Raw genomic sequence first — 25,546 nt, forward strand, 5'->3', positions numbered from 1 at the left:
AACGCGACCGCAGAAAAGGCGGTATTGGCGGTGGCTTAAAACTCCTGCCCGGCGTTCTGCTGCCAGGGTTTGACCAGATTGCCGAAACGGGTGAACTGCGCCTCAAAGCTAAGCTCGACCGTGCCGATGGGGCCGTGACGCTGTTTGCCGATGATCACCTCGGCCTTGCCATGCAGACGCGCCATGGCCTCTTGCCACTCGGCGGTTTTCTCAAGCTCGTGATCGCCGGGCTTTTCGCGCTCTTTGTAGTATTCTTCGCGGAACACGAACATGACCACGTCGGCATCTTGCTCGATCGAGCCGGATTCACGCAGATCGCTAAGCTGCGGGCGCTTGTCTTCGCGCGATTCCACCTGACGCGACAGCTGCGAGAGGGCGATCACCGGGATGTTGAGCTCTTTCGCGATCGCCTTGAGACCCATCGAAATCTCGCCAATCTCCTGCACGCGGTTGTCCGAGGTGCCGCGCACCAGCTGGAGGTAATCTACGATCAACAGATCAAGACCATGCGTCCGCTTGAGGCGGCGCGCCCGCGCGGCAAGTTGCGAAATCGGAATGGCGGCGGTGTCGTCGATGAACAGCGGACAGGATTCAAGCGTCTTGGCCGCCTCGACAAAGCGGCGAAACTCGGTCTCGTCCATGTCGCCCTGGCGGATCTTGTGCGACGAGATTTCCGAAGCCTCGGCCAGAACCCGCGCCGCAAGCTGTTCGGCGCTCATCTCGAGGCTGAAAAAGCCGACCACGCCGCCATCCACCGCGCCTTCGGTGCCGTCGGGCAGGGGGCCGCGTTTATAGGCCTTGGCGACGTTGAAGGCGATGTTGGTCGCAAGCGAGGTTTTCCCCATCGAGGGGCGCCCGGCGAGGATCAGAAGGTCAGACTTGTGCAGCCCGCCCAGCATTTTATCCATATCCACCAGGTCGGTCGAAATGCCCGCAAGCCCGCCTTCACGCTGATAGGCGGCATTGGCCACGTTCACCGCATCGGTGACCGCCTTGAGGAAGGATTGAAAGCCCGATTCGGTCTGGCCCTGTTCGGCGAGCTGGTAAAGCGCCTGTTCGGCCTCGACGATCTGTTCTTTCGGTTCGCTGTCGACATCCACGCGCGCGGCCTTGCCGGCGATATTGTGGCCAAGCGCGATCAGCTCGCGCCGGATCGCGAGGTCATAGATCATCCGCGCGTAATCACGCACCGCAAAGGTCGAGATCGCCGCACCTGCAAGGCGCGCAAGATAGGCCGGGCCGCCAAGCTCTTTCAGGCCCTCGTCATCCTCAAGAAAGGCACGCAGGGTCACCGGCGAGGCAAGGTTGTTCTTGGCAATCCGCGCCGCCGCCACCTCGTAGATGCGCGCATGCACCGGGTCATAGAAATGCTGTGCGCCAATGATCTGGGCAATGCGGTCATAGACGTCGTTGTTGGTCAGGATCGCGCCCAAGAGCTGTTGCTCGGCCTCGATCGAATGGGGCATGGTGTCGGCCGCCTGAACCTCGGCTCCGGTGGCGTTGAATCCTGCGATTTCGTTCATGCTAATCCCCTGCCTGCCTTGGGGTGATGTATTACAAATTTCACGCGCTGGCGCGCAAATTGTATATGTCTGTGGATACCCTGTGGATATCACACGGGGGTACATATTGCCTCATGTTTTTTAAATTCGTCAATATGTGGTGCTTGTTCGGTGCCTTAGCCCGGCGCGCGTGGCAAGGATGACGCAATGTCATTTAATTTCCCCTGCCATCGCACAGGTCCAGACGTGGCGACTCAGCGGCGGGCAGCCTGCCAGGCGCGCGGGTCGTTGAGAAAGGATTCGACGCCATCCAGAGTGGCGGTATCAAACGCGCCCTGTGCGCGGGCCTCGGCCAGCACATCCCACCAGGTGCAAAGATGGTGCAGAGCAACCCCGTGATCGCCGAGGGTTTTCTCGGTTTCCGGGAAGATGCCGTAATAGAAGATCACCGCCGTATGCGCGCAGGTGGCGCCAGTCTCGCGGATCGCATCAACGAAGCTGAGTTTCGAGCCGCCATCGGTGGTCAGATCCTCGACCAGAAGCACACGCTCGCCCTCGGACATGGCGCCCTCGATGCGGGCATTGCGGCCATAGCCCTTGGGCTTCTTGCGCACGTAGGTCATCGGCAGCGCCATCCGCTCGGCCACGAGGGCAGCAAAGGGAATGCCGGCCGTCTCACCGCCGGCGATATTGTCAAACGCCTCAAAGCCCGCGTTTCGCATCACGGTGACGGTCAGGAAATCCATCAGCGTCGAGCGGATGCGCGGATAGCTGATCAGCTTGCGACAGTCGATATAGGTCGGTGAAGGCAGGCCCGAGGCGAGAGTGAACGGCTCATCCGCGTTGAAATGCACGGCCTTGATTTCCAACAGCATGCGCGCGCTCAGGCGGGCCATGTCCTGGGGCGAGGGGTAGGAGGAGGGAATCATGCGCGGTGTCCTTTTTCGCGGGGTTGGCCCCAAAGAGTTTTCATGCCTTCGGCGAGGATATTTAGAGCAAGAAGAAGATCAGCTAACCCGCCAGAAAAGCGGAAAGCCGGGGTCAAAGACGGTGACCGGGCCGTCATCGGTGTCAATCTTGTCCGGGTAGGTGACCGGGGTGTCGTGCTTGGTCAGGGTCAGTCTCACCTCATTCGGCGCGAGCCCGTAAAAGGCCGGGCCGTTGAGAGAGGTGAAGCCTTCGAGCCGGTCCAAAGCGCCGTCTTCCTCAAACGCATGCGCGAGGATCGACAGGGTGTTGGTGGCCGTGAAGCAGCCCGCACAGCCGCAGGCGCTTTCCTTGAGAGCATCGGTATGGGGCGCACTATCGGTGCCGAGGAAAAACCGCGCATCGCCCGAGGTGGCAGCCGCACGGAGCGCAAGGCGATGGGATTCGCGCTTGGCGACCGGCAGGCAATAGTAATGCGGTTTGATCCCGCCCACGAGGATGTGGTTGCGGTTGATGATCAAGTGATGTGTTGTGATCGTGGCGCCAAGATCGCGGTCACTGGCTTTGACATAGTCGACCCCGTTGGCAGTGGTGATATGTTCCATCACCACCCGCAGGCCCGGCGTGGCGCGCCGCACCGGATCAAGCACGCGGTCGATGAACACCGCCTCGCGGTCAAAGATATCAACCTCGGCGTCAGTCACCTCGCCGTGCACGCAAAGCGGCAGGCCGATCTCGGCCATCTTCTCCAGCACGCCGCGCACCTTGTCGAAATCGCGCACGCCGCTGGCGGAATTGGTCGTGGCCCCTGCGGGGTAGAGTTTGACCGCCGAGACAAGGCCGCTTGCATGGGCCGCCGCAACATCCGCCGGGTCTGTCTGCTCGGTGAGGTAGAGCGTCATCAGCGGTGTGAAATCCACCCCCTCGGGGCGCGCGGCGATGATCCGGTCGCGGTAAGCGAGGGCATCGCAAGCACTCACCACCGGCGGCACCAGGTTGGGCATGATGATCGCCCGGCCAAAATGGCGCGTGGTTTCAGGCAGGACGGCGCGCAACATCGCGCCATCGCGCAGATGCAGGTGCCAGTCGTCGGGACGGCGGAGTGTCAGGGTTTGGCTCATGGCGCAGGGCTTACACAATCGTGAGCGTCAAGGCCAGAGATTGTGTGCCGTTAGATTTCAGGGCCGCCCTCAAGCTCGTCAAGCCGGGTTTCGGCCAGATAGAGCGCCCTGCGGAAGCGTGGGCCGCCGACCTTGCGGTCAAGGGCACGACGGCAATGCATGACCGTGAGCCTGTCGCGCTGATCGGCCATGAGCCGCTGTAGCAGGCTGAACAGGTAAGGCGTATCGTCGCGCCGCGCCCTAAACCGCCGCGCAAGGCTTAGCCGGTCAAGCTTATTCGTACTCAGTTGCGCCAGTGCACGCGGGATCACCCCCATGCGCATCAGACTGCTCTCGATCCGGTAGCCAAGATAGCGAGTGCGAAAACGCAGGACATTGGGGCGCGTGAACAAAGCCGCATGCATGGCGTCAAGCTCGATCTCGGGATCGTAGAGCAAAACCGCCTTATCGGCAGCATCCAGCATATCGGGGGCATAGCCATAGCGATCAGAAAAACTGAGGCGGCGCATTTTGACATAGCGGTCATCCCACTCGGCAACACGCGGATCAAGCGTGGCCTGAGGCGAGAGCATGAGGACCCTTGCACCGGGGGCCGCAACCGAAAAGGCCGCCGCCGCATAGCCGCAGGGCCCGGCTCCGTAAAAGATAACCTGCTCGAAGTCGTCAAAAAAACCGTCGTCAATGAGCTGGTCGAAAAATCCATAGACCCGACCATCGCGAAACCATGTGTTGCCATCGCTGACAACGCAAAGGTGTGACCAGCCAAGCGCCTTTACCATGCTCCAGCCAAACGGCTGTGCCTGTGGCGAAAGTTCGGTCAGCCTTTGGAGGGTTTCAAAGGTCACAAGCAGGATCGGCTTGCGCTCCACAAGCACGGCGGCGTGGCGGGCCCCAAGCGGTTGGCAATAGCCGTCATCGCCCGCCAGGTCATTGGCGCGCTCACACCAATCCGCCCAGTCCAGACCGGATAGATCGGCGTCAAACATCTGGGCGCTATCTTGCATATCTGCTCGTACCTTGCATGTGCCTGACCGCTTGAATGCGGCTTTGTTGCCATCAGCATGCGTGAGAACTTGGGCAAAACTTTGGTAAATCCGTGTGCATTCCGGGGGCATTTACCACGATTGTCTCAGGGACGCGCCCTTGACCATTGCGCGCCGCCATGCAGTTCTGGGCATATAGCGGACCCAAGCGGAGAGCCAAAGTGCAAAACCCCACATCGATCGACGCCGTGCAGGAAATCCTGGCGGAGCAGAACTATATCTGCGGGCGGGGTCTCGGGACGGTTACGTTCCTGGCGCTCACCCTCGGGCGCCCACTGTTTCTTGAGGGTGAGGCAGGCACCGGCAAGACCGAGATTGCCAAGGCCATCGCCGCCGCGCTGGGCCGCCGTCTGATCCGGTTGCAGTGCTATGAGGGGCTTGATGTCTCAAGCGCGGTCTACGAATGGAACTTTGCCGAACAGATGATAGCCATCCGCACCGCCGAGGCCGCAGGTGGCGTGAATCGCGGCCACCTCAAGGATGAGCTCTTTACCGAGGAATACCTCGTCGAGCGCCCTCTCTTGCAGGCGATGCGCCCCCAGGCGGGCGGTGCACCGGTCCTTTTGATCGACGAAATCGACCGCACCGACGAGCCGTTCGAAGCCTTTCTGCTCGAAGCCCTGTCCGATTTCCAAGTGACGATCCCCGAACTTGGCACGATCCATGCGTCCGAACCGCCGATCGTGATCCTGACCTCTAACCGTACCCGCGAGGTGCATGACGCTCTCAAACGGCGCTGCCTCTATCATTGGGTCGATTACCCGACCTTTGATCGCGAGATCGAGATATTACAAGCCCGCGCCCCCGAGGTCGCCAGTCAGCTCTCGCGAGAGGTGGTCGCCTTCGTTCAGGCCCTGCGTACCGAGGATCTGTTCAAGAAACCCGGAGTGGCGGAAACCATCGACTGGGCAAAATGCCTGCTGGCTCTCGATGTCATAAGCCTGAGCCCCGAAGTGATCGCTGACACATTGGGCGCGATCCTCAAATATCAGGACGACATCCAGAAACTTCAGGGCTCCGAGGCCAAACGCATCCTTGATGAGGTCAAGGCAAGCCTGGAGCCGCATTGATGCTTCTTCTTGGCACAAATACTCTCGGGGGGTGTGGGGGGCAGACAGCCCCCCACCGTGCACCATGAGCGAATATGCCCGGCTTGATCTGCCGGATAATCCCAAGCTCACCCATAACATCACCCATTTTGCCCGCGCGCTGCGTGCCGCCGGCCTGCCGATTGGCACAGGCCGGGTGATTGACGCCATACGCGCGGTGGCAATGGCGGGCTTCACAAGCCGGACCGACTTTTTCTATACCCTGCGCGCCTGTCTGGTGACGCGGCCCGAACATCTGGTGGTCTTTGCCCAGGTTTTCCGTCTCTATTGGCGCGATCCGCGTTATGTCGAACACATGATGGCAATGATGCTGCCCGCCATTCGTGGCGTGCAGGAAGACCGTAGCGCGCAGGCAGCCGAAAAGCGCGCCGCCGAGGCCTTGCTTGACGGGATCAGTCGGGATGCCCCCGAGATAGAAGAGCACGAAAGCGACGAGGTGCAAATCGAGATCGACGCCAGCGCCACCATGTCGGGCGAAGAACGCCTGCGCCAACTCGATTTTGAGCAGATGAGCAACGCAGAGATGACCGCGGCCAAGCGTATGCTGGCGCGGCTGACCCTGCCGGTGGCGCCCTTTGCCTCGCGGCGCGGCGAAGCCAGCCCGCAGGGCCGCCAGATCGACGCCCGCCGCACCCTGCGCGCCGCTCTGCGCCACGGCGGCGAGATGCGGCGCATCCATCGCAAGAAGTCGCGCGAACGCTGGCCCAATCTGGTGGTGATTTGCGATATCTCCGGCTCGATGAGCCAATATAGCCGTATGGTCCTGCATTTCCTGCATGCGGTCGCCAATCAGAAAGGCGCGGGCTGGGCCAAGGTGCATGCCTTTACCTTTGGCACGCGGCTGACAAATATCACCCGGCAACTGGCGACGCGCGACGTCGATGCCGCACTTGCCGCCGCCGGGCGACAGGCGCAAGATTGGGAGGGAGGCACCAAGATCGGCGCCTGCCTGCATGAATTCAACCGGGACTGGTCGCGCCGGGTGATGGGGCAGGGCGCGGTGGTGCTGTTGATCACCGATGGGCTTGATCGCGATGCACCCGAGGCGCTGGGCCATGAGATGGAGCGCCTGCATCTGTCGTCGCGGCGGCTGATCTGGCTCAATCCGTTGTTGCGTTGGGAAGGCTTCGCGCCCAAGGCGCAAGGCATACGTGCCATGCTGCCGCATGTGGATGCCTTCCGGGCGGGCCATTCCATCGCAACGCTGGAAGATCTGGCGCTGGCAATTTCGCGCCGCGATGATACTGGCGAAAAGGCGCGTCTGATGGCCGCGCTTGAGGTCTAGGGTCAAGATTTTTCGCCGAAAAATCTTGGGGATGGGAGCAAGGTTTATGCTAAATATAGCCCCTTGAGGGAGAAGACGATGACCAGATTTGACGACATTCCCGAAACCGCGCTTGCCTGGCACCGCGCCGGCAAGGGCGCGGCCTTGGCAACCTTGGTTGACACCTGGGGCAGCGCCCCGCGCCGTGTCGGGAGCCAGCTTGCGATTTCCGGTGCGGGCGAGATTGCAGGCTCGGTCTCGGGCGGCTGTGTCGAGGGCGCAGTCGTCGCCGAGGCGCTGGACGCGATTGAGGCGGGCAAGCCGGTGATGCTTGAATATGGCGTCTCGGATGGGGACGCCTTTGCGGTTGGACTTGCCTGTGGCGGCACCATCCGGGTGCTGGTCGAACCCATCGGTTCGGCACTGCCCGAAGCGCTTTTGGCCGATCTTGTTCTCGCCCGCGAGGCGCGCGTGCCGGTGGCCTATGTCACCGGGATGACCGCAACCCGCAGGCTTGAGCGCGAGGGCCACAGCGAACGCTTTCGCATGGATCGCTCGGGCTTTGAGGAAGATGGCGAAACCTTCGTGGCCATTCACAACCCGCCGCTGCGCCTGATCATCGTCGGCGCCGTGCATATCGCCCAGGCCCTTGTGCCGATGGCGCGGATTGCGGGCTATGATCCGCTGTTGATCGACCCGCGCGAAAGCTTTGCCTCGGAGGCGCGCTTTCCCGGTGAAACCATCCTGCATGACTGGCCCGACGAGGCGGTGCAGGCCTATGGGCTTGATAGCCGCACAGCCCTTGTTTTGCTGACCCATGACCCCAAGCTTGACGATCCGGCCCTTGCCGAGGCGCTGCGCTCGGATGTGTTCTACATCGGCGCGCTTGGCTCGACCCGCACTCATGCCAAGCGGGTGGAACGGCTTGCACAGGCCGGGTTTTCCAAGCATGAAATCGCGCGCATTCATGGCCCCATCGGCCTTGATATCGGCGCGGCGGGTCCGGCCGAGATCGCCGTGGCGGTGCTGGCGGAAATCACCCGCGTTTTAAGGCTTGGCGCGTGAAGTTCGGGGCCCTGCCAATTGATCAGGCAGAGGGCGCGATCCTTGCCCATTCCGAGCAATTGCCGGAGGGGCGGTTGCGCAAGGGAGTGGTACTTGACGGCGATCACGTCAAAGCCCTGCGCGCGGCGGGGTTTGACGAGGTCACCGTGGCGCGCCTTGAGCCGGGCGATCTGCACGAAGACGCCGCCGCCGCAGAGCTGGCGCGCGCGCTTCTGGGGCAGGGCCGTGGTATCCACCTCAGCGCGCCCTTTACCGGCCGCGTGAACCTTAGTGCCGAGCGGCCCGGCGTGGTGCGCCTTGACGCCGACAAGATCAACGCCGCCAATGCGGTGGACCCGATGATCACAGTCGCCACCGTGCCGGACTTTCATCAAATCCGCACCGGCGGCATGATCGCCACGGTCAAGATCATCGCTTACGGGGTGCCAGGGAGTGCCCTGGCGCGCGCCGCTGATCTTGCGCGGGGTGCGGTGCGCTTGGTGCAGGCCAAGCATAAAACCGCCAGCCTGATCATCACCGATATTCCCGGCGGCCCGGGCACCAAGGGCGCCGAGGCGATTGCCGCGCGGGTGACCGGCCTTGGCATGGAGCTGATCGCGACCCGGACTTGCGCCCATGACGCCGAAACGCTGGCGCAGGAAATCACCGCCGCCACGGGCGATATCGTGCTTATTCTGACCGCCTCGGCCACCTCTGATCCGTTTGATACCGCGCCGCAGGCGCTGCGACTTGCGGGCGGAGAGGTGACGCGCTTTGGCATGCCGGTCGATCCCGGAAACCTGCTTTTCCTCGGCGAATTGCGCGGCACGCCGGTGATCGGCCTGCCGGGAAGCGCGCGCAGCTCGGTGTTGCATGGCGCCGATTGGGTGCTGTCGCGGGTCGCCTGCGGCCTGCCGGTGGGATCGGCGGAAATGGCGGCGATGGGGGTGGGGGGGCTTCTCAAGGAAATCCCGACCCGTCCGCAACCGCGGCGTGCCGGGCGCGACTGAATTTCAAGAATTTGGGTTCTCAAGGTGCGGGGGGCATGCTTTAGTCGGACTGGACAGTCAGGCCGATCCTACTAAGGTCTGATCTGGACCAATGATAAATACCAACGGGAGGTGCCAATGCCACAGGTCAACATGACCGTGAATGGCAAGTCCGCGTCGGGCCAGATTGAAGGCCGTACGCTGCTTGTCGAATTTCTGCGAGAAACCCTTGGATTGACCGGCACGCATGTCGGCTGTGACACAAGCCAGTGTGGCGCCTGCGTGGTGCATGTGGATGGCAAGGCGGTCAAGGCCTGCACCATGTTCGCCGCCGAGGCCGAGGGCGCCGAGGTTCTTACAATCGAGAGCATGGCCGCCCCCGATGGCACGCTGAACACCATTCAGCAGGCGTTTCAGGATCATCACGGATTGCAATGCGGGTTTTGTACGCCGGGCATGGTGATGTCTGCGGCGGCCCTTCTCAAGGAGAACCCCAAGCCGACCGAGGCCGAGGTGCGTGATTACCTTGAGGGCAATATCTGCCGCTGCACCGGCTATCACAACATCGTCAAGGCGATCCTGGCCGCATCCGGCCAGGACGTCAGCGCAATCGCTGCCGAATGATGCGTAGGGTGGGTGAAACCCACGCTGCCTGCATTAAGCGGACCCCAAGGGAGGATTAAGACATGCCCAAAGACGGAGGCATTGGCGCCAGCACGAAGCGCCGCGAGGACGTCCGGTTTCTGACCGGAAACGGCAATTACACCGATGACATCAACCTGCGCGGTCAGGCCTATGTGCATTTCCTGCGCTCGGACGTGGCGCACGGGCTAATCAACAAGGTCGACACCGAGGCGGCCTCGGCCATGCCCGGCGTGCTGCGTATCTTTACCGGCGCGGATTTTGAAGGTGTCGGCAGCATTCCCTGCGGCTGGCAGGTCACCGACCGCTTCGGCGAAGTGATGCAGGAGCCGGCCCATCCGGTTCTGGCCCAGGGCAAGGTGCGCCATGTGGGCGATCCGATCGCCGCGATCGTTGCCGAGACCTACATGCAGGCCCGCGACGCGGCCGAAGCCATCGAATATGACATCGACGAATTGCCCGCCGTCGTGAACATGAAGGACGCCCTCAAGGAGGGCGCGCCGAAAGTGCATGACGATCTGACAAGCAACCTTTGCTATGACTGGGGCTTTGTCGAAGAGAACAAGGCCGCGGTGAACGAGGCCTTCGAGAAGGCCGCGCATGTCACCACGCTTGAACTGGTCAACAACCGGCTGATCGCCAACCCGATGGAGCCGCGCGTGGCGGTGGGCGATTTCAACCGCTCGACCGGCGATCACACGCTCTATACCACCAGCCAGAACCCGCATGTGATCCGCCTCTTGATGGGCGCCTTTGTGCTTGGCATTGCCGAACACAAGCTGCGCGTGGTCTCGCCCGATGTGGGCGGCGGCTTTGGCACCAAGATCTTTCACTATGCCGAAGAGGCGTTCTGTACCTTTGCCGCCAAGGCGCTCAACCGTCCGGTGAAATGGACAAGCACGCGCTCCGAGGCGTTCATGTCCGACGCGCACGGTCGCGATCACGTCACCAAGATCGAGCTGGCGCTGGACAAGGACAACAACTTTACCGCGCTGCGCACCGACACCTATGCCAATATGGGCGCCTATCTTTCGACCTTCGCGCCCTCGGTTCCGACATGGCTGCATGGCACTCTGATGGCGGGCAATTACAAGACGCCGCTGATCTATGTGAACGTCAAGGCGGTGTTTACCAACACCGTGCCGGTCGATGCCTATCGCGGGGCCGGGCGCCCCGAGGCGACCTATCAGCTTGAGCGCGTGATCGACAAGGCGGCGCGCGAGTTGGGCGTTGACCCGATTGCCCTGCGGCGTCAGAACTTTATCACCGAGTTCCCCTATGCCACGCCCGTGGCGGTGGAATATGACACCGGCGATTACCATGCCACTATGGACAAGCTGCAAGAGATCGGTGATGTCAGCGGTTTCGAGGCGCGCCGCAAGGCGAGCGAGGCCAAAGGAAAGCTGCGCGGTCTTGGCATCAACTGCTACATCGAGGCCTGCGGCATTGCGCCCAGCAACCTTGTCGGCCAGTTGGGGGCGCGCGCGGGTCTTTATGAATCCGCCACGGTGCGGGTGAATGCCACCGGCGGTCTTGTGGTGATGACCGGAAGCCACAGCCACGGACAGGGCCATGAAACCGCTTTTCCGCAGGTGATCGCCGAGATGATCGGGATTGATGCCAGCATGGTCGAGATTATCCATGGCGACACCAACAACGGGCCGATGGGCATGGGCACCTATGGCTCTCGCTCGCTGGCGGTTGGCGGAAGCGCGATGGTGCGGGCCACCGAGAAGATCATCAACAAGGCCAAGAAGATCGCGGCGCATTTGATGGAGGCCTCTGAGGCCGATATCGAGCTTAAGGACGGCGCGTTCAGCGTTGCGGGCACGGATAAATCCGTGGCCTGGGGCGATGTCACGCTGGCGGCCTATGTGCCGCATAACTATCCGCTTGAGGATATCGAGCCGGGCCTTGAGGAAACCGCGTTTTACGATCCGTCGAACTTTACCTACCCCTCGGGCGCCTATGCCTGCGAGGTCGAGGTTGATCCCGAGACCGGCAAGGTCACCATCGAACGCTTTGCCGCCGCCGATGATTTTGGCAATATCGTCAACCCGATGATCGTGTCCGGCCAGGTGCATGGCGGCATCGGGCAGGGCATCGGACAGGCCCTGCTTGAGGCCTGCGCCTATGACGAGAACGGCCAGCTGCAAACCGGGTCCTACATGGATTACGCGATGCCGCGTGCCGATGATGTGCCGTTCTATACGGTCGATCATTCCTGTCAGACGCCCTGTACCCACAATCCGTTGGGTGTGAAGGGCTGTGGCGAGGCGGGTGCCATCGGCAGCCCGCCAGCGGTGGTCAACGCGGTGATCGACGCGCTGCAATCTGGTGGTAAAAACGTAACCCATATCGACATGCCCCTCAGCCCCTCGCGGGTCTGGGCAGCGATGCAAGGGTAAGGAGAGACAGCATGTATGCATTTGATATCGAACGTCCGACCACCATCGGCGATGCGGTGAGCGCCCTCGGCCATGAAGAGGCGCAGGCGCTTGGCGGCGGGCAGACTCTTATCCCGACGCTGAAACAGCGCCTTGCGGCACCGGCCAAACTTGTCAGCCTGACCGGGATTTCCGAGATGAAGGGGATCTGCACGGCCGATGACGGCAAGCTTTGCATCGGCGGCGGTACATGCCACGCCGATGTCGCAGCCGGGGCGGGCGCCTATCCCGCACTTGCCGATCTTGCCGGTCACATCGGCGATCCGGCGGTGCGCAACCGCGGCACCATCGGCGGGAGCCTCGCCAATAACGACCCCTCGGCCTGTTATCCGTCGGCGGTTCTTGGCTCTGGCGCGACGGTCATCACCAGCAATCGCGAGATCGCGGCGGATGATTTCTTTGATGGCATGTTCACCACGGCGCTTGAGGATGGCGAAATCATCACCGAGGTCCGCTTTCCTGTGCCCGAAAAGGCCAGCTATCAGAAGTTCGAGCAACCCGCCTCGCGTTTCGCGCTTGTCGGGGTGTTTGTCGCAAAATACCCCGATGGCGTGCGCGTCGCGGTGACCGGGGCGTCCGAGGGCGGCGTGTTCCGCTGGAGCGAAGCCGAGGCCGCGCTGAGCGCCAATTTCGCCCCCGAGGCGATTGAGGGGCTAAGCGTTGACGGATCGGGCATGATCAGCGATCTGCACGGATCGGGCGATTACCGCGCCCATCTTGTGGCGGTGATGACCCGGCGCGCGGTGGCGGCTGCGCACTGATCCTGAGCGTCCTGTGAAGTGATTGGAATGGCGGGCCTTTGCGGGCCTGCCATTTTTTATGCTCAACGGCGCGCCCTTGGCTGGCTGCGGGACGCCTCCGGCGGGAGTATTTGTGCCAAGAAGAAGGGGGGTCAGGGGGCTGCCGGGGTCAGCGTGGTGATGCCCACGGCAGCGGCGCGCGCCAGGCCCTCGTCGAGCGACATCGGGATATATTCGCCGCGCCGCCAGAGTTGCGAGAGGTCATCGTAATGGCGGCTGAGGAAATGGCCCGATTGGCCGGTGGCGATGACGAACACGCTGCTGTCGGGATCGGCGAAGTCATAGACCCCACGGTAGCCGGCCCCGTGCACGTTCTGGAACGCATCGGGCCCGTCGCCGCCGCGCGTGCGCCCGCGCAGCAGGGTGTTGTCGCCCCCCGAGGTGGATTGGCGGATGTTCACGAAATAGCGCAGGAGTGGCACTTCGCCGAGGACCTGATGGTCATGGGTGGCCTGATGGGCGTCGCCCCAACGCAGGCTTTCCAGCGAGGTGCCATAGCGCTCTGATATCCAGATGAGGGCATCGTCAAGCGCCATGCGCGCGATATCGGTGCAGGTTTCAATCGGCGAGGATTGCTTGACATCGCACCAGGCCGAAGCGCCATCGGCATCGCGGAACACGCGTTCGATAAAGACCGGGTCGGGGTGGTCAAACTCATGCGCCAGCGGCCCGAGATCATCACGGATCAAGCGATCCTGAAGTGCGCGCATCCATGCGGCGTAAATCAGCGGCTCTGGCAGGTGTTCGTTCATCTCGCCGTTCCACTCGGCCAAAAGCGTGAGCGCGCGTTGGCGCAGGCGCTCAGGCGTGTCCTCGGTCGCCGCCTCGCCGGTGAACCACAGATCGGCGCCGATCAGGGGTAAAAGCGAGCGGGCGGTAAAGCTTACGGTGTCAAGCTGGGCCTCGATAAAGCTGTCGCGGGTGTGGACTTCGCGGTTCTGCATCAGGCGGCGCCAGCGGTGCACGCGCTGTGTGTCGCCCCACAGAAAGCTCATGTGAAGCGGGAAGGGGCGGTCGACGACCTTGTTGTTGGTATTGCCGAGGATACCGCCCTGAGGCGCGATGAATTCGGGGTTGGCGGCATAGGCCAGCATCCCCTGCCAGCGGTTTTCCGGCAGCCAGCCACGGCTTGGCATGCGGCCCTGGCTTTCGTGGCGGGCATCGCGGCGCGGCATTGCGCCGATGGTCTTAAGAGCGATCACCTCTTGATCAACAAGCGTCAGGTTCTGCGAGGGCGCCACGAAAAGCCGCCCGGCCTCAATCCCCTGATCCACCGATTGCGCCCGCATCAGCGCCATTGCGCCTGTCATCGTCGTGTCCTGCGCGCTCAGCGCGGTCCAGCTCAGGGCGGCGACATGACCGGCGGGGGTGACCTCGGCGAGGTCATAATGGGTGCCGGGCAGGATCGGGCCGTTGTCGGACCAGCGCAGGGTGAGTGTGACCGGGGCCTCGTCCTTGATCTGGATGATCGAGCGCGAGGTGCGGAACGGCTTGAACCCATCGGGGGTGCGATATTCCGACGGGTTGGCCGGGTTCAGCTCTTCGATGAACAGGTCCTGATCATCCATGTAGGACGAGGTCACGCCCCAGCCCAAGCGCGCGCTGCGTCCGGTCAGAACCACCGGAATGCCCGGAATGGTGCCGCCGATCACGCCACCGGAGCGCAGTTCAAGCCGGGCCAGATACCAGATGCCCGGCGCGGAAAACCCCAGATGCGGATCATTGGCCATCAAGGTGCCCCCCGAGGCCGAACGCGCAGGCGCGGCGGCAAAGGCGTTCGAGGCCCCGGCAAAGGCGCGTTTGTGAAACGGCGACAGCGGGTCTTTGGGCGCGGGTTCGGCGCGCGCCACGCGTCGCCAGCTCTCGGTCGGGAAAAGCGAGGCATAACCGGGCAGGGCGGCGATCCCGCTTCCGGGGGCGAGCGGCATGATATCGTCAAGCCGCGCCGCGTCTTCAAGCGCCAGCGAGGAGCGTGCGAAGAGCACCTCGTTTTCAAGATGCGACGACAGTTGCACGGCCATGAGTTTGACCAGGGCGATGGAATCGGCCGGTTGCCAGGGGGCGATCGGCGCGTTGAACAGGAACTGTTCCGGCGCGCCGCGTCCAAGGGCGGAGGCGTTGATTTCGGCCAGCCGCGCATTGACGCCCGCAGAATAGGCCCTGAGCGCGGCAAGGGTGGCCTCGTCCTGAACCTCGACCGACTGGCGCGCCAAGGTATAGAGATCAAAGCGGCGCAGCACCTTGTCGATGTTAAGGGTGCGCGCGCCGAAGACTTCGGACAGGCGGCCCTGAACCGTGCGGCGCATCATCATCATCTGCCAGAGTCGATCCTGAGCATGGGCATAGCCGAGGCCGAAAAACGTGTCCGGGTCGGTGGTGCCGAAGATATGTGGCACATTGGCATTGTTGCGCACGATTTCGACCGGGGCGTTTAGCCCGCTCACGCTCAGGCGCGCATCATAGTCCGGCAGTGAGCGCGACAACAGGAAATAGGCCCCGCTCAAAACCAGAACCGCAAGAAGAACGGCCCCGCCTGCAAGGCGCAATAACCACTTCATAACCTGTGACATGCCTGTCGCCCGCCCTATTTTCCACTTGCATCAGGCCTTGGGGATAGTCAGAAATCCTGGGCGAGACAATGGGAGAGGAAAGACAATGACAAAACTGGCGTTTCTTGGGCTCGGCGTGATGGGCTATCCGATGGCTGGGCATTTGCAGGCGGCTGGCCATGATGTCTGTGTCTATAACCGCACCGCGGCAAAGGCCGAAAAATGGGCGGGTGAGCATGGCGGCACGCATGCGGCCACCCCGCGTGAGGCGGCTGAGGGCGCGGATTTCGTTATGGCCTGCGTCGGCAATGACGACGATCTGCGCGGCGTCTGCCTTGGGCCGGACGGGGCCTTTGCGGGCATGAAGGCCGGGGCCACATTCGTCGATCACACCACGGTGTCGGCCAAGGTCACGGCCGAGCTTTACGCCGCGGCCAAGGCGGCGGGGCTGAACTTTGTCGATGCGCCGATTTCAGGTGGTCAGGCGGGGGCCGAAAACGGCCAGCTCTCGATCATGTGTGGCGGCGATCAGGGCGCCTATGACGCTTCCGAGCCGGTGATGAACACCTATGCCAAGCTCTGCCGTCGGATCGGTGAGAGTGGCGCCGGCCAGATGACCAAGATGTGCAATCAGATTGCCATTGCCGGTCTGGTGCAGGGGCTCAGCGAAGCGCTGCATTTTGCCGACAAGGCCGGTCTTGACGGGCGTGCCGTGGTCGAGGTGATCAGCCAGGGCGCCGCCGGCAGCTGGCAAATGTCAAACCGCTATGAGACGATGCTTGACGACAAGTTCGAGCATGGATTTGCGGTGGATTGGATGCGTAAGGATCTGGGTATCTGCCTGAGCACGGCAGATGAAACCGGCGCGAGCCTGCCGGTCACGGCGCTGGTCGATCAGTTCTACAAGGATGTGCAGAACATGGGCGGCGGGCGTTGGGATACCTCAAGCCTGTTCAAACGCCTGAACAAATTGGGCTGATACAAAAATTGGGGCCGCTCTTCAGCCCGGTTGGGCGGCCTCGCCTAGGGCCAGCGTCACGCAATGTGGCGCTCGCCCCTCAGCCATTTCACCGTATCGGCATAATCCAGCGCCAGTGAAAACAGATCAACCGCAAGCAGGATCATGAGATAACGCCCATATCCCGGCGCGAGATCGCCCTGCATTAAAAGCCACAGGATCAGCACGAGAAGCGGTCTCCAGATCACCACATGCGGCAGCGCCATCATCTTTGAAAACCCGCGCTCCACCAGCATGATGACACCATTCAAGAGCATCGCCCCAACCGCCATGACCGCCAGCCAGGCCCCCATCGGCGCCCCCCAAAACACCAGCGAGGCGGCATTCACCGGCACAAGGACCAGCGCGACCCAAAGCTGCACCCAAAGGGGCAGGCGCCGATAGCTTTGCCAGATATCCAAAATCATGTGATCCCCAATTCGGTTGGCGTTTGCGGCAGGCCCTTTGGAAATGAGTATTTCAGGGAACGATGAAAGAGCGCAACATGTCTTTCACCGTTCTGAAAATACTCAAACGCGACAGCCACCTCTAAGCGATCACGCGTCTTTCGGGCGCAGCATCAGCCAGATCAGCGCGCCGCCTGCCAGTACCAGGAACGGCGCCATGGCGAGATTGACCGCGGTCCAGCCGGCCTGAGCATCGCCGCCGGAGCAGTTCATCAAGCCGCCAGAGGCGAGCGAGGCGAAGGTTACGCCGCCAAAGACCAGAAGGTCGTTCAGCCCCTGCATTCGGCCGCGCTCGTGCGGGGCGTGGGCCCCGGCGAGCATGGTCGTGGCGCCGATAAAGCCGAAGTTCCAGCCAAACCCAAGGAGGATCAACGCACCGAAGAAGTTACCGATCTCGATGCCCTGCAAAGCCACCGCGCCCGCAGCGGCCAGGATCAAAAGGCCGGTCGCCACGATTTTCTCGACGCCAAACCGGGCAATCAGGTGGCCGGTAAAGAACGATGGGATATACATCGCCAGCACATGGGCGGTGACAATATCTGCGGCGCGATTGGCGGTAAAGCCACAGCCGACCACCGCCAGCGGCGTGGATGTCATCACCAGGTTCATCAAGGCATAGGCGACCATCGCACAGATCACGGCGACCGCGATGCGCGGGGTTTTCAGCAACTCCATCCGCGTCCGCCCGCGCGGCGCATCAAGCGACGGAACCGGCGGCTTGGGAATATCCAGCAGCAGGAACAAAAACGCGCCGCCAAGGTTGAGCGCGATCACCGCCAGATAGGTGCCGAGAAACGGGATCACCATCGCCTGCGACGTGAGCTTGACGAGTTGCGGGCCGATAATGGCGCTCAGCAAACCGCCTGCCATCACGTAAGAGATTGCCTTGGGGCGAAAGCCGTCACTGGCCGTATCGGCGGCGGCAAAGCGGTAAAACCCCTGCGCCGACATATAGGTGCCGGTGATCAGGCTTCCGAAAAGGAACAGCGGAAACGAGGCGACATATAACCCGTAGGCCCCGATCGCGCCCCCGACTGCGCCCGCCATTGCGCCAAGCATGAACCCCGCGCGCCGCCCGTAGGTCTGCATCAGGTGCGAAACCGGCGTCGCCGAAAGCATCGAGCCCAGCACGATCAGCGAAATCGGCAGGGTGGCAAAGCAGATATTGCTCGCCAGAGATTGCCCGGCGAGACCTGCCACGACAAAGATCATCGGCATCTGTGCGCCCAACACTGCCTGCGCGGCGACCAGAACGGCAACATTGCGCCGGGCGCGGCTATCGTCGGGGATGTCGGGGATAAGGACGGTGTCTGTCATGGGCAAAGTGCTAGACCGCGCGCGCAGGCGCCGCAAGCGCAATTAGCGCCGGTCGATCAGATGCGCGAACGAGCCACTGACCCGGCTGTGCTTCAATCCCATATCGGGCAGGGCGGCGCCCTCGGCGTCCTCAGCGGCAAACAGCGGCGGCCCTTCGGCGCGCAGGGTGCTGGCATAATGAAATTCATGCCCGGCCCATGCGCCGCGAAACGGCCCGTCAGGGGCGGTGAGCCGCCGGTAGCCAAGGTGCAGTTTACGTGCGGCGAAACTGGTCTCAAGCGGCAAGAGGCCTGCCATGGCGTGGCGCGTGCCCTCCGCGTCGACCAGGCCCTCACCCAGGGTCATGTATCCGCCGCATTCCCCATAAATATCAGCGTTTTGCGCGGCGAGTCTCAGGCTTTGCATGAAGGTGTGAGCGTTGCTGAGCCGCCCGGCATGCAGCTCGGGATAGCCGCCGGGCAGAAACACGAATCCGGCCTCCGGCACCGGCTCGTCTTCGAGCGGCGAGAACAACCTGACCTCTGCCCCTGCCGCGCGCCAATCGGCCAGCATATGCGGATAGGCAAAGCCAAAGGCGCGGTCCTGAGCGACGGCGATCACCTGCGCTGGTGGTGCAAGGCGGGCGGCTTTTCCGGGGGCGGGCAAGGGGCTGGCCAGAGCCAAAAGCGCGTCGCGATCAAGCGTGGTGTCAAGCGCATCCGCCGCCGTGTTCAGGAACGTCTCTAGATCAGCGCGCTCTGACGACTGCACCAGGCCAAGATGGCGCGAGGGCTGTGCAAGGGCGGGGTTGCGGCGCAGGGCGGCCAGAACCGGCAGGCCGAGGGGCGCAAGCGCGCGGCGCAGCATTGCCTCGTGGCGCTCGGAGCCGACATTGTTGAGAATGACACCGCCAACCCGAACCGACGCATCAAACCCGGCAAAACCGGCCACCAGCGGCGCGACAGAACCGGCCATGCGTCCGGCATCCACCACAAGCACCACCGGTAGCGCCAGCGTGCGCGCAAGATCGGCCACGGCGCCGCGCCCGTCGGGCGGGGCCCCGTCAAACAGGCCCATTGCCCCCTCGATGATCAAAAGGCCCTCACCGGATGCCAGATCGGCAAGCCGCTCAGGCGACATCGCCCAGGCATCAAGATTGGGGCAGGGCGCGCCACAGGCGGCTTCGTGAAAACGGGGGTCGATGTAATCGGGGCCGGATTTGGCACCACGCACGGCGAGACCCTCGCGCGACAAGAGCCGCAAAAGCGCCAGCGTCACGGTTGTCTTGCCCGCGCCCGATGAGGGAGCGGCCAAAATCAGCCCGGGCATGAGACCTCTGCCGGAAGGCCGCGCCCGAGCGGATCAAGATCGCGCGGTGCATCGCCCGCCATCATGCCCTGCCAGTCAAGCACCTGACGCATCAGCACGGACCGCCCGACGCAGAGGATCGCCGGCGGCTCCATCCCGCTGGCCTCGATATCCGCGGCCATCTGGCCAAGGGTGGTTTCAAGCACTTTTTGATCCGGGGTGGTGGCCGAGGATACCACGGCGCAAGGCTCATCCGCCGGGCGGCCCGCCGCGAGCAATGAGGCGGTGATCTGGGCCGCGTGTTTCATGCCCATGTAGATCACAAGGACCTGGCTGCCCTTGGCGATCGCCTGCCAGTCGAGGGAACAGGGGGTTTCGCCGGATTGATCATGGCCGGTGACAAAGGTTACCGATTGGTTGACGTCGCGATGCGTCACCGGGATGCCGGCATAGGCCAGCCCGCCGATGCCCGCGCTGATGCCGGGGATGATACGCACCGGCACGCCATGTTGCACCAGTGTTTGCGCCTCTTCGCCGCCACGCCCGAAGACAAACGGATCGCCGCCCTTGAGGCGCAGCACCTTGTGACCGGCGCGTGCCAGATCGACGAGTTGCAAAGAGATGTCGCGCTGTTTCGCCGAGGGTTTGCCGCCGCGCTTGCCCGCATAGATGTGGCGCGCCTGCGGCGCCCAGGCCAGAATATCCTGCTGCACTAGGGCGTCATAGATCACCACATCCGCCTGATTGAGCGCATTGAGCGCATGCAGCGTCAACAGCCCCGGATCACCGGGGCCGGCGCCGCAAAGCCAGACCCAGCCGGGTTTCAGCTCGGGCCAGTCATGCCCGGCAAGGCGGGTGGGAAAAGAGGGATGCGAGTCGGTCATGCCCCTATATGCCGCGAGTTTGTCCGGGGGAAAAGGTGGCAAGCGACGCAAGGTGGGGGGAAGAGCGACATGTTCACACTTCACGCGCTCCGCATGCGGGCAGGTGAGGAGCCTCCGGCGGGGATATTTAGGGCAAGAAGAAGGGGCGCGTAGCGAAAGAGCGGCGCGGTGGATTTGGCAATTGGCCTTGTGCGGCGGCGCGCCTATAGTCCGCGCTAGATATGGCACGCAAACCCGATACCCCCCTGCGCCGCGGCTGGACCACGGGCGCCTGCGCCACCGCTGCCACGCGCGCGGCGCTTGAAATGCTATGGGGCGCGCCTTGCCCGAAATCGGTGGTGATAACCCTTCCCAAGGGCGAAACGCCGGAATTTGCCATCGCCCATGCCGATCAGGGCGAGGGTTGGGCCGAGGCCGGGGTGATCAAGGATGCGGGCGATGACCCGGATGTCACCCACGGCGCGATGATCATCGCACGGGTGGCGCACTCCGAGGGGGGCGTCGTGTTTCGCGCGGGCGAGGGCGTGGGCGTGGTCACCATGCCCGGCCTGCCGATCCCGCCCGGAGAACCCGCCATCAACCCGGTACCGCGCCAGATGATCCAGGCCACCGTTGCCGACACCGCCGAGCGGCTTGGCGAGCGCCCCGATATCGAGATCACGATTTCGGTGCCCGGTGGCGCGGCGCTTGCGCAGCAGACTTGGAATCCGCGCCTTGGCATCAAGGGTGGTCTGTCGATCCTTGGCACCACCGGCATTGTGCGGCCGTTTTCCTGTGCCGCCTGGATCGCCTCTATTCATCGCGGGATCGACGTGGCGCGTGGTGCCGACCTGGGGCATGTGGCGGGTTGTACCGGGGCCACCAGCGAGACGGTGGTGCAACAGCTTTACGGCCTGCCGGATCATGCCATGCTGGATATGGGCGATTTTGCCGGTGGATTGTTGAAGTACCTGGCCAAGCACCCGCTGCCGCATGTCACGATTGGTGGCGGCATCGGCAAGATGGTCAAACTGGCGCAGGGCGCGCGCGACCTGCATTCCGGGCGCAGTCAGGTGGATTTTGACGCCTTGGCCGACGTGCTTGGCATGCCCGACCTGAAGTACATGAACACTGCCTTGCAAGCCCATGAAGAGGTTGGGGAAACTATGGCCATCTGGGTGGCGCAAACCGCGCTTGAAAAGGTGCGGGCGATGCTCCCCGAAGAGGTCGGTGTTGATACGGTGGTGATCGACCGTAAGGGCGTTATCCTTGCGCGCGCAGGTGTGCCGGGGCCGGGCGCATGACGATCCTGTTGCTGGCAGGCACCGGCGAGGCCCAAACATTGGCCCGTGCCTTGAGCGAGCAGGGGCATGCGGTCGTGGCCTCTCTCGCGGGGGCCACGCGGGCGCCGCGCGCGCTTGGTGTGCCGATGCGGATTGGCGGCTTTGGCGGCGAAGAGGGCTTTCAGCGCTACTTGCAAGAGGCGGGGATCCGGGCGGTGCTTGACGCGACGCACCCCTTTGCCGCGCATATCTCGAACCGCAGTGCAGCGGTCTGCGCGGCGCAGGGCATTCCCTATTGCCAGCTGTTGCGCCCCGAATGGACGGCAGGCCCCGGCGACAATTGGGTGTTCATCGACCGCGAGGAAGACGCCGCCGCCCATATCCCCGAGGGTGCGCGGGTGTTTCTGGCCACCGGGCGGCAAACGCTTGAGCGCTTTGCGAACCTCGCCGGGTGCTATCTTATCTGTCGTCAGATCGACCCGCCCGAGGCGGCGTTCCCGTTTGAAAACGGTGAATACCTCATTGGGCGGCCGCCGTTCAGCGAAGAGCATGAGCGCGAGCTGTTCAAGCGCCTCGCCATCGACTGGCTTGTGGTCAAGAATGCCGGTGGCAGTGCGCCGATGTCGAAACTCGTGGCGGCGCGCGATCTTGGCCTTCGGGTGGTTGTGATCAACCGCCCCGCCCAACCCGATGCGCCGCGCGTGCAAACCGTCGAGGCGGCTTTGGCCTGGGTCAACGCTCTATGACCGGGCGGATCATCGATACCGACGCCGATGTAGAGGAGGGTGCCGCCTTTCTCTCTGGCATCTGCCCGCGCTTGAGAATGGCCTATGCGCAGACCGGCCCCCTGCCTCTCCGGCGCACGGAGGACGGGTTTGAGCGGCTGTTGAGCGCGATCGTCAGCCAACAGGTCAGCGTCGCCTCTGCCAATGCGATCTGGACCCGGCTCAAGACCGCAGGGTTAAGCGAGCCGAAAGCGGTTCTGGCCGCATCCGAGGAGAGCCTGCGCGCCGAGGGTCTTAGCCGCCAGAAGGCGCGTTATGCCCGCGCATTGGCCGAGGCCGAGATTGACTATGCCGCGCTGCGCAGCGCGCCCGACGCCGAGGTGATCGCGACGCTGACCAAGGTGCCCGGTATCGGCGTCTGGACGGCTGAAATTTACGCAATGTTCAGCCTTGGGCGCGCCGATGTCTTTGCCCCCGGTGATCTTGCGTTGCAAGAGGCCGCGCGCCTGCTTTATGACCTGTCCGATCGCCCGAAAGAGCGTGCGTTCCGGCAGATGGCCGAGGACTGGGCCCCGTGGCGATCGGTTGCGGCGCGGCTTTTATGGGCCTACTACCGGGTCGCGAAGGACAGGGAAGGGATCAGATGACACGTGTATTGAAAGCAGAGCGCAAGGAACCGATTTCGGGCGAAACCCGCTCGGCTGTGGTGTTTTTGCACGGCTATGGGGCCAATGGCGCCGACCTTTTGGGGCTGGCCGATCCTTTGGGCGAGCATCTTCCCGACACGTTGTTCGTGGCCCCCGATGCGCCGGAATCCATTCCCGGCATGCCGTTTGGCTTGCAATGGTTTCCGATCCCCTGGATCGACGGATCAAGCGAGGAAGAGTCGCATCGCGGCTTGATGGCCGCCTCTGAGGATTTGAACGCGTTTCTCGATGCGTTGATGGTGGATGAGGATCTCTTGCCGGAACAGGTCGTGCTGTTCGGCTTTTCGCAGGGCACGATGATGTCACTCTATGTGGCGCCGCGCCGTGAAGACCCGGTGGCGGGAATCGTTGCTTTTTCCGGGCGCCTGCTGTCGCCCGAGATGTTGCAGGACGACACCGTGAGCCGCCCGCCGATCCTGTTGCTGCATGGCGACGCCGATGACGTGGTGCCGGTGCAATCTCTGCCCGCAGCGGCCGAGGCGCTTCAAGGGGCCGGCTGGCAGGATGTCTATGCCCATATCATGAAGGGCACCGCCCACGGGATTGCGCCGGATGGCCTGAGCGTTGCGCTTGCCTTTATGCGCGACAAGCTCGGGCTTTAACGCCGCCTTCCGCAAATTGCCCAAAGCCTGCCTTATTGCGATCATCTGTCGGCATTAGGACTTTACGCCATGACAGAGGCAACACAGACCCGGTTTCAGCCCTCCCGGGCGGTTTGGCTCGGCGCGTTATACGTGGCCGAGATGGTCGTGGTGATCCTCGCCTTTCAGGTTCTGAGCCAGATTGAATGCCGCCAGACCGCGATTGAGGGCGCCTGCCGAGGTCTGCGCGGGCTGGCGCTTGGGGTCATGTGCGTCAGTTTCCTGCTTGGCATCTACCTTTGGGCGCGACCGCGCGCGCGCCAAGACTTTGCCGATATCTGTCGCACCGCACCGGGGGGGCGGATGTCCGGGCTGGTGCATGGGCTTGGCTTTGCGCTGATCCTTGCGCCGCTTGGCGTGGTGGCCCCGGCGGATATGAACGCGGCGTTTCACCTTGTGTTTCCGGTGCTTGTGCTTGGCGCGGCTTTGGCCGCATTTGGCGGTCTTTTCTGGCTGGCAAGGCCGGGCGCTTGGCGGCACTGGCTGCGCGGGCGGGCGCGGTCGCTCCTGGCGCTGTTCGGGCTTGCGGCGGTCTTGCCGGGCCTCGTGGTTCTGCTCGGGCCGCTCTGGTATCAGCAGGTTCTGACCGACATCACCTTTATCGCCGTTGTCGTCCTCTTGTCGCTGGTCTCTGACCGGGTGACGGCGGACCCGAGCGTGCATGTGATCGGGGCGGATGATTTTCTGGTCAGGGTCGCCGATAGCTGTTCGGGGATCGAGGGCTTTGTCCTGATCACCGTCTTCCTTGCGCTGTTTGCGGCGTTGTTTCGCGACGAGTTGCGCTTCAAGCGGTTCTGGCTGGTGATCTGGCCGCTGGCGCTTTTGACAAGCTGGGTGTTCAACGTGCTGCGCATCACCGCGCTTCTGTTGATCGGCGCGCATCTGTCGCCAGAACTTGCGGTCAACGGCTTTCACAGCTTTGCCGGCTGGCTAATGTTCTCGACCCTCTCGATTGGCGTGCTGGTTCTGGTCAGCCGCAGCAGCTTTGTGATGCGCGATCTGGAGCGCGAACGAGAACCTGCTGCCCCGCTGGCACAGGATGACGTGGCCGGGCGGATTGTGCCCTTTATCGTATTCGCCCTCTCGGGACTTGTTGTTCAGGCATTCTGGTCCTCGCCGACACTTGGCTATCCGCTTCAGGTGGCGATGATGCTGGGCGCGCTCTAATGGGCGCGCGCGACCGCAATGCGCTATCTTGCCCGGCCGGGCGGCTTGGCGATTGTGGCGGGGCTAAGTGTTGGCGTGCTCTGGGTGATAAGCGCGCCGAGCGCGCCTGCGCCGGATGCTGGCCTGATGCCGCTTGGCGGGGCGGCTCTGGCGCTTTGGGCGGGTTTGCGGATTTTCGGCACGGTGATGCTTGTGCCGCTGATCGAAGAGATGTTTTTTCGCGGCTATATTCAGGCGCGCCTTGATCAGGGCGGGGTGGCCTCGCGGGTTATCGCGGTGCTGGTCTCGGCCACGCTTTTCGCCGCGATGCATGGTCGCTGGATCGAGGCCGGGCTTGCGGGGCTTGTCTTTTCGCTGCTTTACATGCGCAAAGGGCGGTTGGCTGATGCCATTGCCGCCCATGCTGTTGCCAATGCTGTTATCGCAGGTGTCGCCCTTTGGCGGGGCGACTGGTCGCTGACCTGATCAGGCCCGTGTGCGGCGCTTGATTTCCCAGGCCAGAACAAGCGCGGCCAGTACCACGGCAATCGCCAGCGTGCCGCTTGCGGCATCCATTTCGGGCACCGAAGATGCCGTTGTGGTCGAACCGCCGGAGCCGCTCGTGCTTCCGCCGTAATAATAGGTGAACCAATGCCACATGATGCCGTCTCCCCAG

At 63.2% G+C, this 25,546-nt stretch carries 22 protein-coding genes and 1 pseudogene; 13 read left to right on the plus strand and 10 right to left on the minus strand.

Going from position 1 to position 25,546, the window contains the following annotated elements:
* Positions 1–35: 35 nt before the first annotated feature.
* The 4 genes from ROG8370_RS12340 to ROG8370_RS12355 form a co-directional block, all read right to left on the minus strand.
* Positions 36–1,523 carry a replicative DNA helicase gene (locus tag ROG8370_RS12340; protein WP_085827495.1) on the minus strand — a complete coding sequence of 496 codons (1,488 nt, stop codon included), beginning with the start codon at positions 1,521–1,523 and terminating at the stop codon, positions 36–38.
* A gap of 233 nt (positions 1,524–1,756) precedes the next feature.
* On the minus strand, positions 1,757–2,431 hold the full coding sequence (locus ROG8370_RS12345; RefSeq protein ID WP_085827496.1) for an orotate phosphoribosyltransferase: 675 nt from the start codon (positions 2,429–2,431) through the stop codon (positions 1,757–1,759).
* Positions 2,432–2,509: 78 nt separating this feature from the next.
* Entirely contained in the window at positions 2,510–3,550 is a 1,041-nt protein-coding gene (pyrC, locus tag ROG8370_RS12350) for a dihydroorotase (RefSeq protein ID WP_085827498.1), read from the minus strand.
* Between the two features lie 50 nt (positions 3,551–3,600).
* Positions 3,601–4,554, minus strand: a complete 954-nt coding sequence (locus ROG8370_RS12355; protein ID WP_085827499.1) for a phosphoadenosine phosphosulfate reductase — start codon at positions 4,552–4,554, stop codon at positions 3,601–3,603.
* A 200-nt stretch (positions 4,555–4,754) separates the two neighbouring features.
* Here ROG8370_RS12355 and ROG8370_RS12360 point away from each other — a divergent pair, with 200 nt between their 5' ends.
* The 7 genes from ROG8370_RS12360 to ROG8370_RS12390 all read left to right on the plus strand — a co-directional run bounded on the left by ROG8370_RS12360 (position 4,755) and on the right by ROG8370_RS12390 (position 12,849).
* Positions 4,755–5,663: an AAA family ATPase gene (locus ROG8370_RS12360; protein WP_139838129.1), complete on the plus strand. Its 909-nt coding sequence runs from the start codon at positions 4,755–4,757 to the stop codon at positions 5,661–5,663.
* A gap of 64 nt (positions 5,664–5,727) precedes the next feature.
* Entirely contained in the window at positions 5,728–6,987 is a 1,260-nt protein-coding gene (locus ROG8370_RS12365) for a vWA domain-containing protein (RefSeq protein WP_085827500.1), read from the plus strand.
* 78 nt (positions 6,988–7,065) lie between these two features.
* Positions 7,066–8,031, plus strand: coding sequence for an XdhC family protein (locus ROG8370_RS12370; protein ID WP_085827501.1), 966 nt, complete (start codon positions 7,066–7,068; stop codon positions 8,029–8,031).
* Positions 8,028–9,020 carry a molybdopterin-binding protein gene (locus tag ROG8370_RS12375; RefSeq protein WP_085827502.1) on the plus strand — a complete coding sequence of 331 codons (993 nt, stop codon included), beginning with the start codon at positions 8,028–8,030 and terminating at the stop codon, positions 9,018–9,020. Before ROG8370_RS12370 ends, ROG8370_RS12375 begins: the two co-directional genes overlap by 4 nt.
* A gap of 117 nt (positions 9,021–9,137) precedes the next feature.
* Complete coding sequence (locus tag ROG8370_RS12380; protein ID WP_085827503.1) at positions 9,138–9,623, plus strand: (2Fe-2S)-binding protein; 486 nt, start codon at positions 9,138–9,140, stop codon at positions 9,621–9,623.
* Between the two features lie 62 nt (positions 9,624–9,685).
* Positions 9,686–12,049 carry a xanthine dehydrogenase family protein molybdopterin-binding subunit gene (locus ROG8370_RS12385; protein WP_085827505.1) on the plus strand — a complete coding sequence of 788 codons (2,364 nt, stop codon included), beginning with the start codon at positions 9,686–9,688 and terminating at the stop codon, positions 12,047–12,049.
* A gap of 11 nt (positions 12,050–12,060) precedes the next feature.
* The gene (locus ROG8370_RS12390) at positions 12,061–12,849 is read left to right on the plus strand and encodes an FAD binding domain-containing protein (protein ID WP_085827507.1); all 789 of its coding nucleotides are present in this window, start codon (positions 12,061–12,063) and stop codon (positions 12,847–12,849) included.
* A 131-nt stretch (positions 12,850–12,980) separates the two neighbouring features.
* On the opposite strand, the gene ROG8370_RS12395 is transcribed toward ROG8370_RS12390, so the two are convergent.
* Entirely contained in the window at positions 12,981–15,458 is a 2,478-nt protein-coding gene (locus ROG8370_RS12395; RefSeq protein ID WP_085827509.1) for a penicillin acylase family protein, read from the minus strand.
* Here ROG8370_RS12395 and ROG8370_RS12400 point away from each other — a divergent pair.
* Positions 15,457–16,416 (plus strand): NAD(P)-dependent oxidoreductase, encoded by a 960-nt coding sequence (locus ROG8370_RS12400; protein WP_281252703.1) that lies wholly within the window; start codon positions 15,457–15,459, stop codon positions 16,414–16,416. The two genes, ROG8370_RS12395 and ROG8370_RS12400, sit on opposite strands and share 2 nt — an antisense overlap.
* 56 nt (positions 16,417–16,472) lie before the next feature.
* Here the strand turns inward: ROG8370_RS12400 and ROG8370_RS12405 are convergent, their stop codons facing one another.
* The 4 genes from ROG8370_RS12405 to cobA all read right to left on the minus strand — a co-directional run bounded on the left by ROG8370_RS12405 (position 16,473) and on the right by cobA (position 20,389).
* The gene (locus ROG8370_RS12405) at positions 16,473–16,862 is read right to left on the minus strand and encodes a hypothetical protein (protein ID WP_085827513.1); all 390 of its coding nucleotides are present in this window, start codon (positions 16,860–16,862) and stop codon (positions 16,473–16,475) included.
* A gap of 129 nt (positions 16,863–16,991) precedes the next feature.
* Positions 16,992–18,218 carry an MFS transporter gene (locus ROG8370_RS12410; RefSeq protein WP_085827515.1) on the minus strand — a complete coding sequence of 409 codons (1,227 nt, stop codon included), beginning with the start codon at positions 18,216–18,218 and terminating at the stop codon, positions 16,992–16,994.
* Positions 18,219–18,260: 42 nt separating this feature from the next.
* Positions 18,261–19,526: a cobyrinic acid a,c-diamide synthase CobB gene (locus ROG8370_RS12415; protein ID WP_085827517.1), complete on the minus strand. Its 1,266-nt coding sequence runs from the start codon at positions 19,524–19,526 to the stop codon at positions 18,261–18,263.
* Positions 19,514–20,389: a uroporphyrinogen-III C-methyltransferase gene (gene cobA, locus ROG8370_RS12420; RefSeq protein WP_085827518.1), complete on the minus strand. Its 876-nt coding sequence runs from the start codon at positions 20,387–20,389 to the stop codon at positions 19,514–19,516. Before cobA ends, ROG8370_RS12415 begins: the two co-directional genes overlap by 13 nt.
* A gap of 221 nt (positions 20,390–20,610) precedes the next feature.
* On the opposite strand from cobA, the gene ROG8370_RS12425 reads away from it, so the two are divergent.
* The 5 genes and pseudogenes from ROG8370_RS12425 (at position 20,611) to xrtE (ending at position 25,356) form a co-directional block, all read left to right on the plus strand.
* A complete protein-coding gene (locus ROG8370_RS12425; RefSeq protein WP_085827519.1) occupies positions 20,611–21,672 on the plus strand; it encodes a cobalt-precorrin-5B (C(1))-methyltransferase in 1,062 nt (353 codons plus the stop codon).
* Positions 21,669–22,397, plus strand: coding sequence for a cobalt-precorrin-6A reductase (locus tag ROG8370_RS12430; protein ID WP_085827520.1), 729 nt, complete (start codon positions 21,669–21,671; stop codon positions 22,395–22,397). The genes ROG8370_RS12425 and ROG8370_RS12430 overlap by 4 nt, the downstream gene beginning before the upstream one ends.
* Positions 22,394–23,023 carry a DNA-3-methyladenine glycosylase family protein gene (locus ROG8370_RS12435; protein ID WP_085827522.1) on the plus strand — a complete coding sequence of 210 codons (630 nt, stop codon included), beginning with the start codon at positions 22,394–22,396 and terminating at the stop codon, positions 23,021–23,023. Before ROG8370_RS12430 ends, ROG8370_RS12435 begins: the two co-directional genes overlap by 4 nt.
* A complete protein-coding gene (locus tag ROG8370_RS12440) occupies positions 23,020–23,685 on the plus strand; it encodes an alpha/beta hydrolase (RefSeq protein WP_085827523.1) in 666 nt (221 codons plus the stop codon). Before ROG8370_RS12435 ends, ROG8370_RS12440 begins: the two co-directional genes overlap by 4 nt.
* Positions 23,686–23,754: 69 nt before the next feature.
* A pseudogene (gene xrtE / locus ROG8370_RS12445) lies at positions 23,755–25,356 on the plus strand (exosortase E/protease, VPEID-CTERM system).
* Here xrtE and ROG8370_RS12450 read toward each other — a convergent pair.
* Positions 25,357–25,530 (minus strand): VPEID-CTERM sorting domain-containing protein, encoded by a 174-nt coding sequence (locus ROG8370_RS12450; protein WP_245827359.1) that lies wholly within the window; start codon positions 25,528–25,530, stop codon positions 25,357–25,359.
* Positions 25,531–25,546: the final 16 nt, after the last annotated feature.

The sequence above is a fragment of the Roseovarius gaetbuli genome, assembly GCF_900172365.1.
GTDB classification, from domain to species: domain Bacteria; phylum Pseudomonadota; class Alphaproteobacteria; order Rhodobacterales; family Rhodobacteraceae; genus Roseovarius; species Roseovarius gaetbuli.